Source organism: Nocardia sp. NPDC058633 (genome assembly GCF_042717045.1).
Taxonomy (GTDB): domain Bacteria; phylum Actinomycetota; class Actinomycetes; order Mycobacteriales; family Mycobacteriaceae; genus Nocardia.
On record NZ_JBHXRA010000007.1, the window covers coordinates 213,250 to 227,997 of the forward strand.

Sequence of the window (14,748 nt, forward strand, 5' to 3'; positions counted from 1 at the left end):
GTCGGCGTTCCCAGTGGCGGGTGCGGCGTCGTCGGTCATGGTGAGAAACCTTATGTCCATTCTGGAGAATTGCCCGGCTTTCGAAGACTTGCCGTGACGGCACGCCGAGACGACACCTGCTGGTAACCCGATGGGTTCCCGTTACCTTTGCGTATTATCCCGCGTTTACCGGCGTGATGTGCGTCACAGTACGGGTTGCCCGTACCCTGGGCAGGTGGATTCGACGGTTCAGAACGCGACGGAGAGCGCGCCTACACGCAGCTATGAGGTACGGACCTTCGGCTGCCAGATGAACGTGCACGATTCCGAACGCCTGTCCGGGCTGCTCGAGGACGCGGGCTATACGAAAGCCGCCACCGGGGAGACGCCCGATCTGATGGTGTTCAACACCTGCGCGGTGCGCGAGAACGCCGACAACAAGCTCTACGGCACCCTCGGTCAGCTGGTCCCGGTGAAGCAGGCTCGCCCCGGCATGCAGATCGCTGTCGGCGGGTGTCTGGCGCAGAAGGATCGCGAGACCGTGGTGCGCAAGGCGCCGTGGGTCGACGTGGTGTTCGGCACCCACAACATCGGCTCGCTGCCGGTGTTGCTCGAGCGTGCCCGGCACAACGAGACCGCTCAGGTCGAGATCCTCGAATCGCTCGAGGCGTTCCCGTCGACGTTGCCCGCCAAGCGCGAGTCGGCGTACGCGGGGTGGGTGTCGATCTCGGTGGGCTGCAACAACACCTGCACGTTCTGCATCGTGCCCTCGCTGCGCGGCAAGGAAGTGGACCGCCGCCCCGGCGACGTGCTCGCCGAGGTGCAGGCGCTGGTCGACCAGGGTGTGCTCGAGGTGACGCTGCTCGGTCAGAACGTGAACTCCTACGGCGTGAACTTCGTCGATCCCGAACAGCCACGCGACCGGGGCGCCTTCGCGCAACTGCTGCGCGCGACCGGGCAGATCGAGGGTCTCGAACGCGTGCGGTTCACCTCCCCGCATCCCGCGGAGTTCACCGATGACGTCATCGAGGCGATGGCGGCCACCCCCAATGTCTGCCCGCAGCTGCACATGCCGCTGCAGTCGGGTTCGGACCGGGTGCTCAAGGCGATGCGCCGCTCCTATCGCAAGGAACGCTTCCTCGGCATCATCGACAAGGTGCGGGCCGCGATGCCGCACGCGTCGATCACCACCGACATCATCGTCGGCTTCCCCGGCGAGACCGAGGAGGACTTCCTCGAGACCCTCGACGTGGTCCGCCGAGCCCGCTTCACCAGCGCTTACACCTTCCAGTACTCCAAGCGTCCCGGCACCCCGGCCGCCGAGCTGCCCGACCAGCTGTCCAAGGAGGTCGTGCAGGAGCGGTTCGAACGGCTGATCGCGCTGCAGGACCAGGTCTCCTGGGAGAACAATCAGGCGCTCATCGGCACCGAGGTGGAACTGCTCGTCGCCGAGGGCGCGGGCAAGAAGAACGCGGTGACCGCGCGGATGAGTGGACGTGCGCGCGACGGTCGGCTGGTGCACTTCCGGCCCGGTGACGTGACCGGTATCCGTCCGGGCGACATCGTCACCGTCGACATCACCGAAGCGGCCCCGCATCACCTCATCGCCGACAGCGCGGTGAAGTCGCATCGACGCACGACCGCCGGCGACGCCCACGAACGGGGCATCACGCCCAAGACCGCACCGATCGGCGTCGGACTCGGACTGCCCCGAATCGGCGCACCGGTGGTCGTCGAAGCGGTCGAGAGCGGCTGCGCCACGGGCTGCCAGTCGTGAGCGGTCGGCGGTCGGAGGCGATGGCGGAGCGGGACTACGCAGACCGCCCGAGCGAGCCGGAGGTCGCGGCATGAGCGACGACGAATCTACTACCGGTCGTAGTGGGTCGGATGCGGACGGCGCATCCGGTGATGGCAGAGTGGGACCTGCCAACGATCAGCCTGTGGACAGGAGCGGACACGCGGTGAACCCGGCGCGCAACGACCAGGATTTCGAACAATTCCGCGGTGAACTCGACGCGGTCGAGCGCCGCATCGCCGGTGAGATCGACCCCGGCGCGCGGGCGCTGGTGGTGGCGGGTGCGGTCTTCGCGCTGCTGATCTCGCTGGTGCTGCCGACCGCGGGTAGCTCCCGTGGCTTCGACGTGCTGCTGAACACCGACGCCGCGGGTATCGAGCACATCGGCTTGCCGTCACGGATCTTCGTGTGGCTGGTCATCGTCTTCGGTGTGGGCTTCTCGCTGCTGGCGTTGACCACCCGGCGCTGGGTACTGGCCTGGGTCGCGTGCGCGGGCTCGGCTGTCGGCTCGGTGTTCGGTGTGCTCTCGATCTGGCACCGCCAGACTCCGGGCCTGGGCAACTACGAGGGTGCGGGCCCCGGCATCGGCCTGATCTTGGGCACCGTCGCCATCATGGTGCTCACCTTCCACTGGGTTCGCGTCGTCTGGAGCCGCACCGCCGTGCAACTCGCCGCCGAAGAACAGCGTCGCAATGCGGCCCGTGAAGCCGAGGACCGCGATCGCAAGCGACTGACCGGCGAATAGTCGTGCGAGACGAGAAAACCCCCGACCGCTTCGGTCGGGGGTTTTCTCGTCTCGCCTCACAAATTGCTGACGGCGCCCTCTGCGGCCTCGGCCCATTCACGCCACTGCTTGGCCTGCTCGAGCGCCTTCTCCGCGTCGCGCTTCTTGCCCGCCGCGGTGGCCTTGGCGGCCTGCTCCTCGAACTGGGCGACCCGCTCCCGGAACTGCGCGGCCCGCGCGACAGCCTCCGGGTCGGAGCGGCGCCACTGCTGATCGGCCGCGTCGCGGACCCGCTTCTCGATGGCGCGCAGCCTGGCTTCCAGCTCCTGGATGCGCTCGCGGGGGACCTTGCCGATGGCGTCCCACTTGTCCTGAAGTTCACGCAGCGCGTTGCGGGCGGCATCCACGCCGTTGGCCGGATCGATGTGCTCGTAGGCGGCCAGCAGTTCCAGCTTGGCGGCGGCGTTGTGGTCGAACTCGGCGTCGCGTTCAGAAGCCGCGGCGTTGCGCGCGGCGAAGAACACGTCCTGGGCGCTCTTGAAACGGCGCCACAGCGACTCGTCGGCCTCGCGCGGTGCCCGGCCCGCGGCCTTCCACTCGGTGAGCAGATCGCGGAACACCGCGGCGGTACCGGTCCAGTCGGTGGAGTCGGCCAGCTGCTCGGCGCGCACGCACAGTTCTTCCTTGCGCGTCTTGGCGGTGGCGCGTTCGCGGTCGAGGTCGGCGAAGTGGGCGCCGCGACGGCGATTGAAGGCCTCACGGGCCTTGGAGTAGCGCTTCCACAGGGCGTCGTCGACCTTGCGGTCGACCCCGCGAATCGACTTCCACTCGTCGAGGATCTCGCGCAGCCGGTCGCCCGCGGCCTTCCACTGGGTGGAGTCGGCGGCGATCTGCTCGGCCTCGGCGGCGAGGGCTTCCTTGCGCTCGGTGTGCTCGTGGCGGGCGCGGTCCTTCTCCTCCTTGGCGTGCGCGGCGGCTTCCTCGGAGTGCTCGGTGATGGCCTGCAGCCGAGCCGCGAGGCCGTCGATGTCGCCGATGACGGCCGCGGTCGGCAAGGTGTCGGCCAGTGCCAGCGCGGCGGCCTTGGTCTTGCGGGCATCCGCGCCCGCGGCGAGCCTGGCTTCGAGCAGCGCGACCTCGGTCGCCAGATCGTCGAAGCGGCGGCCGAAGTGCGCCAGACCCTCGGTGACGTCGCCCGCCTGCCAGGAGCCGACGATCCGTTCGCCCTCGGAGGTCCGCACCCAGGCGGTGCCGTCGTCGTCCACGCGACCCCACTTGCTCGGGTCGGTGGCGCTGGGCACGATCACGGCGTGCGGATGCGGTTGATCGGGGCCCGGCGCCGGTTTCGCGGCATGCGGTTTCGGCGGACGTGGAGCGTCCCCGCCGGGCTTGGGGGTACCGGACGGTCGCGGGGCCGGACCTGGGGTGGGCTTCGCGGTTCCGTTGCTGTCGGTCATTGCTCTCCGTCCCTGCCGCGCGTCACGGCTGCCTGGTTACGCCCTAGCACATCCCATTGAACCCGGTTCGAGCCGCGGAAACCATCGATCCGGAGGATCGGATGGCGGATTTCCTGGGACTTCGTCCCGGACGACGTGGGTAGTCGCACCTGAAAACACTAGCAATCTCGCCGAGCATCACGACGCCGGACACTCGCAGACCGCCTGGCGTGTGCGCCGCGCCGGATGCGGGCCCATCGCGGCGCTGCGGCTACGGTTACCGCGTGTTCTCGATAGCGGCCCTGGTCCCGTCGCCACCGATGCTGGTGCCCGAACTGTGCGGGCGAGTCCCGGTGTCCGGCAGCGATCCCGACGATCCGACCCTGGTACTGCGTGCGGCCGCGCTGGACGCCGCGACCGCCCTCGCCGCGACCGCCGACCGGTGGATCGTCGTCGGGGTCGACAGCCATGACCGGATCTACGGTCCGGCGACCCGTGGGACGTTTCGCGGGTTCGGTGCCGATGTCGTCGTCGGGCTCGGCCCGGTGGGTGCGGACCTCGTCCCAGCAGACGCCCAGCTTCCCCTCCCGGTACTGATCGCCGGATGGTTGCGGGAGCAGGTCGGTCCGCGGATTTCGGTGCGGTCCCGGCTGTTCGCCGCCGACTCGTCGCCGGCCGAGTGCGCCGCGGCGGGTGCGGCCCTGCGCGTCGAGCTCGACAGCGAGCCGGACCCGTGCGCGGTGCTCGTCGTCGGCGACGGTGCCGCGACCCTGACCGTCGGGGCGCCCGGCTATCTCGACGAGCGGGCCCATGTGGTCCAGCACGAGCTCGACGCCGCCTTGCGCGCGGGTTCGCGGACGCGGCTGGCCGCGCTCGATCCGCGGCTGTGCGCCGCGCTGCTCGTCGACGGACGGGCCGCCTACCAGGTACTCGGCGGACTGTTCGCCGCAGATTCGGCCGATCCGCGGGTACGTACCCTGTACCAGGGCGCACCGTACGGCGTCGGCTACGACGTGAGCGTCTGGCGACCGGGTGGACAGGAAGGCGGCGACGAGTGAGGACCAGACCGATCGCGGTCGTCGGCCCCACCGCCACCGGGAAATCCGACCTCGCCCTCGATCTCGCCACCGAACTCGACGGCGAGATCGTCAACATCGACGCCATGCAGCTCTACCGCGGGATGGACGTCGGCACCGCGAAACTGCCGCTCGACCAGCGGCGCGGCATCCCGCACCACCTCCTCGACGTCCTCGACGTCACCGAGACCGCCACGGTCGCCGCTTACCAGAGCGCGGCCTGCGCGGCGGTCGAGGGCATCATGGCGCGAGGCAGGACGCCGGTCATCGTGGGCGGGTCGATGATGTACGTGCAGGCCCTGCTCGACGAGTGGGATTTCCCGGCCACCGACCCCGAAGTCCGTGCTCGCTGGGAAGCACTGCTGGAAGAGGGCGGGGTGGGGGCGCTGCACGCGGCGCTGCACGAGGCCGACCCGGCCGCCGCGGCCACCATCCTGCCCACCGACGGTCGGCGCATGGTGCGCGCACTCGAGGTCGTCGAACTGACCGGGCGCCCGTTCGCCGCCTCGGCCCCGACCATCGGCACTCCTCGCTGGGACACCCGGATTCTCGGCGTCGACCGCGAGACCGCCGCCCTCGACGCCCGCATCGAGACCCGCACCGAGCTGATGTTCGAATCCGGTCTGGTCGAGGAGGTCCGCGCGCTGATCGACGCGGGCCTGCGCGAGGGCCGGACCGCGCGCCGCGCCATCGGCTACGCCCAGGTGCTGGCCTGTCTCGACAACGAATACGACCTCGACCACGCCCGTGAGCGCACCCTGATCGGCACCCGCCGGTACGTGCGCAGGCAGCGGTCGTGGTTCCGCCGCGATCCCCGGGTCTCCTGGCTCGACGGCGCCGATCCCGAGCTCGCCGCGACCGCGCTGGCCGTGCTCTCCGCAGCGAACATCGACCCGACAGGACGGACAGCGCAGTGACGCGACGAGTGAGTACCCGCAACGCCTCGGTGCAGGTGTGGCAGGCCTACCTCAACAACCGGACCAAACGTCATCGTGACGGCCGGTTCCTCGTGCAAGGCGTGCGCCCGATCACCCAGGCACTGGACAACGGCTGGCCCCTGGAGACGTTGCTGTACCGGCTCGGCGGTCCCGAACTGTCGAGTTGGGCGCGCGAGATCCTCGACACCGCCGACGTGCCGCAAGTGGGCCTGGTCCCCGAGCTCATGGCCGAACTGGGCGAGAAGGCGGCGAGCGCGCCCGAGATCGTGGCGGTCGCCGTGTCGCAGCACCCCGACCTGGCCGACTACGCGCCGGGCGAACCGGGCGAGGACGCGCCGGTGGTCGTCGTGTTCGACCGCCCGAACTCGCCCGGCAACCTCGGCACCCTGATCCGCTCGGCCGACGCGTTCGGCGCCTCCGGGGTGATCGTCACCGGTCACGGCGCCGACCAGTTCGACCCGCAGGCCGTGCGCGCGTCGACCGGCTCCCTGTTCGCGATGCCGGTACTGCGCGCGGCCGGGCCCGGCCAGGTGCTCGAGTTCCGCGACCGCCAGCACGCGCGCGGGATCCCCACCCGCATCGTCGGCACCGACGAACACGCGCCGGGCACCATCTACGACCACGACTTCACCGAAGCCACCATCCTGGTCGTCGGCAACGAGACCACCGGCATGAGCTCGGCGTGGGCCGACGCCTGCGACGACCTGGTCACCATCCCGATGGGTGGCACCGCCAGCTCACTCGGCGCACCGTCGGCGGGGGCGATCAGCCTCTACGAGATCGCCAGGCAGCGGCGCACCTTCGCCCGGTAACGCCCGCCGTCGCGGCACAGAGCAGAATGGAGACCGTGTCCGACATCGAATTCAGCAAGGGCCACGGCACCCAGAACGACTTCGTGGTGCTGCCCGACCTCGAGGTGCGCCTCGACCTGAGCGCCGACCGGGTCGCCGCCCTGTGTGACCGTCAGCGGGGCCTGGGCGCCGACGGCGTGCTGCGCGTGGCCAAGGCGGGTGCGCTGGTTTCCGGCGGTGTCCTGGAGGCGCTGCCCGAGGGCGTCGGTGACGACGACTGGTTCATGGACTACCGCAACGCCGACGGTTCGATCGCCGAGATGTGCGGCAACGGCACGAGGGTCTTCGCGCACTACCTCAACGCCAACGGACTGGAATCGCGCACCGAATACGTCGTCGGCAGTCGTGCGGGCGCCCGCCCGGTGACCGTGCACGCAGCGGGCCCCACCGACGGCGACGTCACCGTCGACATGGGCGTGGTCCGCGAGCTCGGTCCCTCCACCGCCACGCTGGCCGGTTGGGCGCTGGCCGGCATCGGCATCGATGTCGGGAATCCGCACCTGGCCTGCGTGGACGAGAGCCTGACCGTTGACGCGCTCGCCAAACTCGACCTGAGTGTCTCGCCCGGCTTCGATCCCGACCTGTTCCCCCACGGGGTGAATGTCGAAATCCTCACCGCGCTCGATGCGGACAACGCCGTCGACATGCGCGTGTACGAACGCGGCGTCGGCGAAACCCGTTCCTGCGGCACCGGAACCGTTGCCGCGGCGGCCGCCGCGCTGACCGCTTCCGGCGTGGCGATCGGCACCGAATCCGGCGAAGTGACCGTGCGTGTGCCGGGTGGCCAGGTGCGGGTGACCTTCGCCGAGGGACGTGCCTGGTTGCGTGGGCCCTCGGTGCTCCTGGCCGCCGGCACGCTGTCGCGGGACTGGTGGGACACGCAGGAGCACCGATAACCGTGTGCACGCTGTCACCCGGACGTGGCAGCATGGAGAACGTATGACGAAACCAGTAGAACCCACAGAATCCACATCGGCCGAGCAGAACACCGCGGCCGATCCCGACGTAGCCGCCGAGCGCGGTGACGTCGATGATGCGCTGGCCCGCCACGCGGCCCGCATGAAACAGCCCGGTTGGGCGGCCGAACCGACCAGGGGCGAGATGCAGCTCGACGAGCGCAGCTCGCTGCGCCGCGTCGCCGGGTTGTCGACCGAGCTCACCGACATCACCGAGGTCGAATATCGCCAGCTGCGCCTCGAGCGCGTGGTGCTGGTCGGTGTCTGGACCAGCGGCAGTTCCACCCAGGCCGACGCGAGCATGGTCGAGCTGGCCGCGCTCGCCGAGACAGCGGGCTCGGAGGTCCTCGAAGCGCTGATCCAACGCCGCGACAAGCCCGACCCGGCCACCTACATCGGGTCCGGTAAGGCCGAAGAGCTGCGCACCATCGTGCTCGACACCGGTGCCGACACGGTGATCTGCGACGGTGAACTCACTCCCGCGCAGCTCACCGCACTGGAGAAGGTCGTGAAGGTGAAGGTCATCGACCGCACCGCGCTGATCCTCGACATCTTCGCCCAGCACGCCACCTCTCGCGAGGGCAAGGCCCAGGTCGCGCTGGCGCAGATGGAATACATGCTGCCGCGCCTGCGCGGCTGGGGTGAGTCGATGTCGCGTCAGGCCGGTGGCCGTGCGGGTGGCGCCGGCGGCGGTGTCGGCACGCGTGGTCCCGGTGAGACCAAGATCGAAACCGATCGTCGCCGCATCCGGGAGCGGATGGCCAAACTGCGCCGCGAGATCCGCGAGATGAAGACCGCCCGTGACACCATGCGCGCGCGCCGCAGCGAGAGCGGTGTGCCCTCGATCGCGATCGTCGGCTACACCAACGCGGGCAAGTCCAGCCTGATGAACTCGCTCACCGGCGCGGGTCTGCTCGTGCAGGACGCGCTGTTCGCCACCCTCGACCCGACCACCCGCCGGGCCGCGCTCGACGACGGTCGCGAGATGGTGTTCACCGACACCGTCGGCTTCGTGCGGCACCTGCCGACCCAGTTGGTCGAGGCCTTCCGCTCCACCTTGGAAGAGGTGACCGGCGCCGATCTGTTGCTGCATGTCGTCGACGGCGCCGACCCGCTGCCGCTCGAGCAGATCAAGGCGGTGCGCGAGGTGATCACCGATGTGATCAGGGAGCAGGGCACACCCGCACCGCCGGAACTGCTGGTGGTGAACAAGATCGACGCCGCCGACCCGAACGAGCTCACTCGGCTGCGCGGTATGTTGCCGCAGGCTGCCTTCGTCTCCGCGCAGACCGGTGCGGGCGTGGAGGAGCTGCGCGAGCGGCTGTCCGAGGTGCTCGGCGGGCTCGACGTCGACATCAGCGTGCTGCTGCCCTACAGTCGCGGCGACCTGCTCGCCCGCATCCACGCCGACGGCCGGATCGTCACCGCCGACCACGAGGAGGGCGGTACCCGGGTTCGCGCGCGGGTGCCCCACGCCCTGGCCGCCGCCCTGTCCGAGTACGCGCACGCCGGTCCTGCCGAGCCGGCACTCAGCTGATCTTTTTCGCTGATTTGCCCGCCGGTTGCGACTGATTGCCGATGCGACACCGGCATTTTCGGACGCTATGGTCGAATATCGACAGCAGGAGGGTGTTATGTCGAATGACCATGATGGTACGAAGAATGTGACGAGGAACAGGGTCGCGGAGGGCGATCCTGTTCGGTCCGGCGTCCTGTCGGACGGCGCGCCACTGAATCCGACGCCGGGGGAATGGGATATGCGCGTCTTCGAGGCGCTGTTCGCTCCGGTGCGGTGGTGGACCAGCCCGAAGTTCTACGGTCTGGAGAACATCCCGGCCGAAGGGCCGGTGCTGATCGTGGCCAACCACAATCTGCTCGGCGCGATCGACGCCCCGTTGATCATGCCGGAGATCCTGCGCGTGCGCGGCAGGTTGGTGCGTGGCCTGGCCGAACATGTGCTGATGGTGCCCGGTGTGCGGGACTTCCTGCATTACTACGGCACCGTGCGCGGTACCCGCTCGAACTGCCTGGCGCTGCTCGAGCGTGGGGAGGCGGTGGTGGTGTTCCCCGGTGGCGGCCGCGAGGCGATCCGCCGCAAGGGGGAGAAGTACGTGCTCAAGTGGGAGGGCCGCACCGGTTTCGCGCGGATGGCGATTCAGGCGGGGGTGCCGATCGTGCCGCTGGCGATGATCGGCGTCGACGACGCCTACGACATCGTCTTCGACGGTCAACACCCGGTGATGTCGCCGCTGCGCTGGACCTGTCGCCTGCTCGGCATCAATCCCGAGCTGAACCCGCCGCTGGTCAAGGGCATCGGCCCCACGGTGCTGCCGCGCCCGGAGCGGTTCTACTTCTCCGCGGGTACTCCCATCGACCCCACCGCCTGGATGGAAGCCGACGACCTCGACGGAGCGGCGGCCGATCTGCGCGATGTGGTGCGCAAGGGGCTCGAGGAGGAACTGCAGTTCCTGTTCAACGAGCGTGACCGCGATACCGGCCGCACCCTGGTCGGTCGGCTGCGCAACGCGCTGCCCTGGTGACCGCGACAGCCTGATCGGCTGTTTCGGCGCCGCGGGTATGCCTGCGCCCTGGGTGTGGAATGCCCGCGGCGTCGATCTCGTTACCTCCGTATACGGACTGAGGTCCGGATATGGAGAGGGTGATGATGATCGTGGCGGAACAGGTCCAGGTCGTTCGCGGTGGTGACCGCAGGCGGTGGCGCAACGAATGGCTCGACTCGCGGCAGTCCTTCCCGGTCACCGGAAACTTCGTGCTCGAGGACTACGCGCACGGGCTGCTGCTCGTGCACAACGAGGACATCGTCGACCCCGGCGAGGGATTCGACACCCATCAGCACCGCGACACCGAGATCCTCACCTGGGTCCTGGAAGGCACCGTGGTGCACCAGGATTCGGCCGGACATCGCGGCATCATCCGTCCCGGCCTCGCGCAGCGGATGAGCGCGGGTGCGGGCATCCTGCATTCGGAGCGCAACGGGGCGGGCTACCGGGAGACGCAGCGCCTCCATGTCGTGCAGATGTGGATTCCGCCCGAGACGACCGGCGTCGCTGCGAGCTATCAGGAGCTCGACATCGAGGGTGAGCTCGCCCGCAACGCGCTGGTTCCCGTGGCCTCCGGTATGCCGCGTCATCGCGGCGAGGCGGCGATCGGCATCGGAAACCGCCACGCCGCCTTCCATGTCGCGCGATTGGACCCCGGTCAGGCGATCACGGTCCCCGACGCGCCGTATGGTCACGTCTTCCTCGCTCGGGGCACCGTCGACTACGAGGGCCACGGCGCCCTACATCAGGGTGACGCCGTGCGCCTGACCGCGACGGGCGGCCACCGCGTCACCGCGGTGTCCGCCGCCGAGTTGCTGATCTGGGAGATGACCGCGACCGCGCGCGACTAGACCTTGCGGATGACGGTGACGACCTTGCCCAGAATTTGCGCATCGTTGCCGGGGATGGGCTCGAAATGGGGATTGTGCGGCATCAACCACACGTCCTTACCGCTGCGCTTGAAGGTCTTCACGGTGGCCTCGCCGTCGATCATCGCGGCGACGATGTCGCCACCCTCGGCGACATTCTGCTGACGCACCACAACGAAGTCGCCGTCGCAGATCGCCGCGTCGACCATCGACTGGCCGACCACCTTGAGCAGGAACAGGGAACCCTCGCCGACGAGTTCGCGCGGCAACGGGAACACGTCCTCCACGGCCTGCTCGGCCAGGATCGGGCCACCGGCGGCGATCCGGCCGAGCACCGGAACGAACGTCGGTGTCGGGCGGCTCGGGTCGACTTCGTCGGCCTGCTGGGGCAGGGTGGTGACCGAACGGACCGCCTCGTCGAGCCCGCGAACATTCACCGCGCGTGGTCGATTCGGGTCGCGGCGCAGATAGCCCTTGCGTTCGAGGGCGCGGAGCTGATGGGCCACCGAGGAGGTGGAGGTGAGGCCGACCGCGTCCCCGATCTCGCGGATGCTGGGCGGATAGCCCCGTTCGGTCACCGAGGAACGGATGACATCGAGGACCGTGCGTTGACGCACGGTGAGATCCGTCCCGGATCCCGATGTGACGGTGCCGGTGCCGCTTTCGTCACCCGTGTCGTCTGTGTGGGTCACCGTGTCCCGCCCTTCTGAGTTGTCGAATTCGCTGTCTCGAGGCTAGTCGGGCCACGCCGAACTATCAAACATCTGTTCGAGCATGTCGGGCGTTTCGTGCTGACACGGGCGCGGGGATCTGGTAGAAATCGAACATCAGTTCGTCGCACAGGTGTTCGAACGGCGGGAGGCATTGCCGCCTCACCAGTACTTTCTCGTAGCAGCGGAGCACACCACCCCGGAGGTTCTTCCGATGAGCACAGCATCCAGCGCCCTGCGTTCCTCAGGCCCCACCGCCGTCCCGGAGCCGATGCTCCGCCGACGCCGGATCGCCCGCACCCCACGACCTTTCGCCCTGGTGCGACCGGCGGCGCCTCGGCCGGCCGGTGTCGAGCGTCGGGTGGCCGAAGGTTGCCCGACCGCGGTGGTCGCCGGTCCTGGTCCGACCCGTCGGCCCGCGCCGGGCACTGTCGCCCGCAGTATCGTGCGATCCGGGGTGTTGAGCGTGCCCGCGAGCGGCCTACCCGCCGCCGAACCCGCCGATATCGTCCGGCCCGCTCGGCGTATCGCGCTCACCGACGCCGAACTCGATCTCGCCTTCGCCACCGTGCCGCGCAGCGAACCGGCACGCCGGACCCGCGCGGTTGCTCGCCCGTCGGTGGATCGCGGCCCCCGGCACCGCACGCCGCGCACCGAGCTCGCGCTCTACGCCCGCGGTCCCGTACGCGCGGGCGGTGCGCGGGGCGCGCATCCATTACATCGGGTCGAGCAGGCCAAAGCGGGGTTCGCCGCACTGGCTGTCACGGCGCTGGTGACCGCGCTGATGGTGGTGGCTTTCCTCGGGCTGGCGCACATACGGGCCGGTAGTTTCGTCGACAACGTCAACTCGACGATCCCTGGAATCTCCGAGCAGGCGGAGTCGGGGTCCGGCGCGCAGTTCGAGCCGGGTCGATGAGTCGAAAACGGCTGCGCGGAAGCCTTTTCGGGGAGGTCGCGGCAAGGGTGTGAGATCGCCGGTATCGCCGAATCCCACCCTACAACTAGAACACGTTGCTACGGTGTCGAACATCCTGAATCGGGGCGGGAGCCTCGGTCGAACCCGGATGTGAGGTCTCGGTGCGCCGCTGCTCGATCGCTCTACTGCTCAGCGTGGTGCTCGCTGTGTTGGCCTCGCCCGCTGCGCACGCGGTTCCCGGCTACACCGGGTACCTCGATCTGCCCGCTCTCAACGGAGACGGCGAATACGGAGGCGGGTTGCACCCGGATCTTCCGTCCGCGCAGCCGCCCCTGCGCGACGCACTGACCCAGGCGCGAGCCGACGGCATCGACCCGACGCGGTATGCGACGCTGCTGCACCAGTACTGGCTCGTCACAGCGACCGACAACGCCGCGATCGATCTCGACGGCTGGGCGCCCGAGCGCGGGGTCGCGGCCAACTCCGCCACCTTCAGCCAGGTGTACGTGAACTACTTTCGCCTCGCCACCGCCCGCTCCGATCTCTATTGGGCCGGCATGGCAGGCATCGCGGGCGCGTCCTTCGCCGCGGGCTTCTTCGACGTCGGCGACATCGCCGGGGTCGTCTCGGTGGGTGGGATCCACGAACTCGGCAACGCTGTCGCCGCGCTGCTTCGCGCCACCCCGCCGGAACTGCTCACCGGGGTCCCGGCCGACATCACCGGACTGGCCGTCCTCGGTCCGCGGCTCAGTGCCGCCGACCTCGCCTGGTATCAGACCCGCCTGATGATCATGCAGAAACACATCTTCATCGACCTGGTCCCGATGCACGAGGCCTACCTCGCCGAGGGGATGGCGGGCATCGACGAGATGTACACGGCCGGCCTGCTCGACGACAGCATGCGGCTGGCCTGGAGCGGGATCGACGGCGGCACCGAAGCCGGCCGCGCCGACGCGCTGGCCGCCATGGCCGATCGGGAACAGAACCAGATCATCGCCGACCAGTGGGACGTGACCGCGAGCGGCCGCGACGGGATGGGTCGAGTGCTCACCTACGTCACCACCGTCGCAGGCAAGCCCGCCGTCCCCGGCACCCGCGCTCCCGGCGTGTACGCCCCGGTCACGGTGTGGTCGCCGATCGCCGCGGGGCGGCCGCTGGGGCTGCGGACGTCGCTGCCCGCGTTCAACTGGGCCGACCGTGACACCCGCTGGGATTACATCGCCGCCGACCTGCTGCCGCGCCATCTCGACCTCGCGACCGACGCGGCCCGCGCGCTGACGGTGTATCGCGAGCCCTTCGCCGTCAAGCTCGACCGGGGTCGGATGCTCGTCCGGCTACCCGAGATCATCGCGGATCTGACCACGCAGTGGCAGGTTGTGCCATCCTGACCGGTATCCTGTCAAGAGCCATGGAATAGAAATGCGCATCGACGAAGGAACCCTCGGATGCATTGCCCGTATTGCCGACACCCCGACTCGCGCGTCGTCGACTCGCGGGAAGTCGAAGAGGGCACCGCGATCCGCCGCCGTCGTTCCTGCCCGAGTTGTGGGCGCCGATTCACCACCGTCGAGACGGCGATCCTGTCGGTGGTCAAGCGCAGTGGCGTGACCGAGCCGTTCAGTCGCGAGAAGGTGATCGTCGGTGTGCGCCGGGCCTGCCAGGGGCGCGAAGTCGATGACGACGCCCTGAACCTGCTCGCCCAGCAGGTCGAAGACGCGGTGCGCGCCAAGGGTTCTCCCGAGGTGCCCAGCCACGAGGTCGGTCTCGCCATCCTCGGCCCGCTGCGTGACCTCGACGAAGTGGCGTACCTGCGCTTCGCCTCGGTGTACCGATCTTTCACCAGCGCAGCCGATTTCGAACGCGAGATCACCGAGATGCGCGCGGCCCGCGAGGCTGCCGCGGTCGCCGCGACCGACTGATCCCCGGTCGTCTCGCTG

Annotated in this window: 14 protein-coding genes; 12 read left to right on the forward strand and 2 right to left on the reverse strand. The window is 69.3% G+C overall.

Features of this window, described 5'->3' with window-relative positions; all coding sequences use genetic code 11:
• Positions 1-214 precede the first annotated feature (214 nt).
• Positions 215-1,756, forward strand: coding sequence for a tRNA (N6-isopentenyl adenosine(37)-C2)-methylthiotransferase MiaB (miaB, locus tag ACFWUR_RS11455; RefSeq protein ID WP_378905567.1), 1,542 nt, complete (start codon positions 215-217; stop codon positions 1,754-1,756).
• Positions 1,757-1,919: 163 nt separating this feature from the next.
• On the forward strand, positions 1,920-2,519 hold the full coding sequence (locus ACFWUR_RS11460; protein ID WP_378905570.1) for a hypothetical protein: 600 nt from the start codon (positions 1,920-1,922) through the stop codon (positions 2,517-2,519).
• Between the two features lie 56 nt (positions 2,520-2,575).
• Here the strand turns inward: ACFWUR_RS11460 and ACFWUR_RS11465 are convergent, their stop codons facing one another.
• Positions 2,576-3,955 carry a DUF349 domain-containing protein gene (locus ACFWUR_RS11465; RefSeq protein WP_378905573.1) on the reverse strand — a complete coding sequence of 460 codons (1,380 nt, stop codon included), beginning with the start codon at positions 3,953-3,955 and terminating at the stop codon, positions 2,576-2,578.
• A 263-nt stretch (positions 3,956-4,218) separates the two neighbouring features.
• On the opposite strand from ACFWUR_RS11465, the gene ACFWUR_RS11470 reads away from it, so the two are divergent.
• The 7 genes from ACFWUR_RS11470 (at position 4,219) to ACFWUR_RS11500 (ending at position 11,167) form a co-directional block, all read left to right on the forward strand.
• Positions 4,219-4,992 carry a hypothetical protein gene (locus ACFWUR_RS11470; RefSeq protein ID WP_378905576.1) on the forward strand — a complete coding sequence of 258 codons (774 nt, stop codon included), beginning with the start codon at positions 4,219-4,221 and terminating at the stop codon, positions 4,990-4,992.
• Entirely contained in the window at positions 4,989-5,927 is a 939-nt protein-coding gene (miaA, locus tag ACFWUR_RS11475; protein WP_378905579.1) for a tRNA (adenosine(37)-N6)-dimethylallyltransferase MiaA, read from the forward strand. Before ACFWUR_RS11470 ends, miaA begins: the two co-directional genes overlap by 4 nt.
• Positions 5,924-6,760, forward strand: coding sequence for a TrmH family RNA methyltransferase (locus tag ACFWUR_RS11480; RefSeq protein ID WP_378905582.1), 837 nt, complete (start codon positions 5,924-5,926; stop codon positions 6,758-6,760). Before miaA ends, ACFWUR_RS11480 begins: the two co-directional genes overlap by 4 nt.
• A 44-nt stretch (positions 6,761-6,804) precedes the next feature.
• Positions 6,805-7,695, forward strand: coding sequence for a diaminopimelate epimerase (dapF, locus tag ACFWUR_RS11485; RefSeq protein WP_378905807.1), 891 nt, complete (start codon positions 6,805-6,807; stop codon positions 7,693-7,695).
• A 163-nt stretch (positions 7,696-7,858) separates the two neighbouring features.
• The gene (gene hflX / locus ACFWUR_RS11490; protein WP_378905809.1) at positions 7,859-9,292 is read left to right on the forward strand and encodes a GTPase HflX; all 1,434 of its coding nucleotides are present in this window, start codon (positions 7,859-7,861) and stop codon (positions 9,290-9,292) included.
• Positions 9,293-9,419: 127 nt separating this feature from the next.
• Positions 9,420-10,295 carry a lysophospholipid acyltransferase family protein gene (locus tag ACFWUR_RS11495; protein ID WP_378905585.1) on the forward strand — a complete coding sequence of 292 codons (876 nt, stop codon included), beginning with the start codon at positions 9,420-9,422 and terminating at the stop codon, positions 10,293-10,295.
• 122 nt (positions 10,296-10,417) lie between these two features.
• The gene (locus ACFWUR_RS11500) at positions 10,418-11,167 is read left to right on the forward strand and encodes a pirin family protein (RefSeq protein WP_378905588.1); all 750 of its coding nucleotides are present in this window, start codon (positions 10,418-10,420) and stop codon (positions 11,165-11,167) included.
• Here the strand turns inward: ACFWUR_RS11500 and lexA are convergent.
• On the reverse strand, positions 11,164-11,802 hold the full coding sequence (gene lexA / locus ACFWUR_RS11505) for a transcriptional repressor LexA (protein WP_378905811.1): 639 nt from the start codon (positions 11,800-11,802) through the stop codon (positions 11,164-11,166). The two genes, ACFWUR_RS11500 and lexA, sit on opposite strands and share 4 nt — an antisense overlap.
• Before the next feature lie 307 nt (positions 11,803-12,109).
• Between lexA and ACFWUR_RS11510 the strand changes: the two genes are divergently transcribed.
• The 3 genes from ACFWUR_RS11510 to nrdR all read left to right on the forward strand — a co-directional run bounded on the left by ACFWUR_RS11510 (position 12,110) and on the right by nrdR (position 14,730).
• Entirely contained in the window at positions 12,110-12,811 is a 702-nt protein-coding gene (locus ACFWUR_RS11510; RefSeq protein WP_378905591.1) for a hypothetical protein, read from the forward strand.
• Between the two features lie 194 nt (positions 12,812-13,005).
• A complete protein-coding gene (locus ACFWUR_RS11515; RefSeq protein ID WP_378905594.1) occupies positions 13,006-14,199 on the forward strand; it encodes a hypothetical protein in 1,194 nt (397 codons plus the stop codon).
• 57 nt (positions 14,200-14,256) lie between these two features.
• Positions 14,257-14,730, forward strand: coding sequence for a transcriptional regulator NrdR (nrdR, locus tag ACFWUR_RS11520; RefSeq protein ID WP_378905597.1), 474 nt, complete (start codon positions 14,257-14,259; stop codon positions 14,728-14,730).
• Positions 14,731-14,748 lie beyond the last annotated feature (18 nt).

Coding starts and splice junctions, on each gene's coding strand:
- ACFWUR_RS11500 (WP_378905588.1), top strand. CDS start 10,418: ATGATGATCGTGGCGGAACAGGTCCAGGTCGTTCGCGGTGGTGACCGC.
- nrdR (WP_378905597.1), top strand. CDS start 14,257: ATGCATTGCCCGTATTGCCGACACCCCGACTCGCGCGTCGTCGACTCG.
- ACFWUR_RS11465 (WP_378905573.1), bottom strand. CDS start 3,955: ATGACCGACAGCAACGGAACCGCGAAGCCCACCCCAGGTCCGGCCCCG.
- hflX (WP_378905809.1), top strand. CDS start 7,859: ATGAAACAGCCCGGTTGGGCGGCCGAACCGACCAGGGGCGAGATGCAG.
- ACFWUR_RS11510 (WP_378905591.1), top strand. CDS start 12,110: ATGAGCACAGCATCCAGCGCCCTGCGTTCCTCAGGCCCCACCGCCGTC.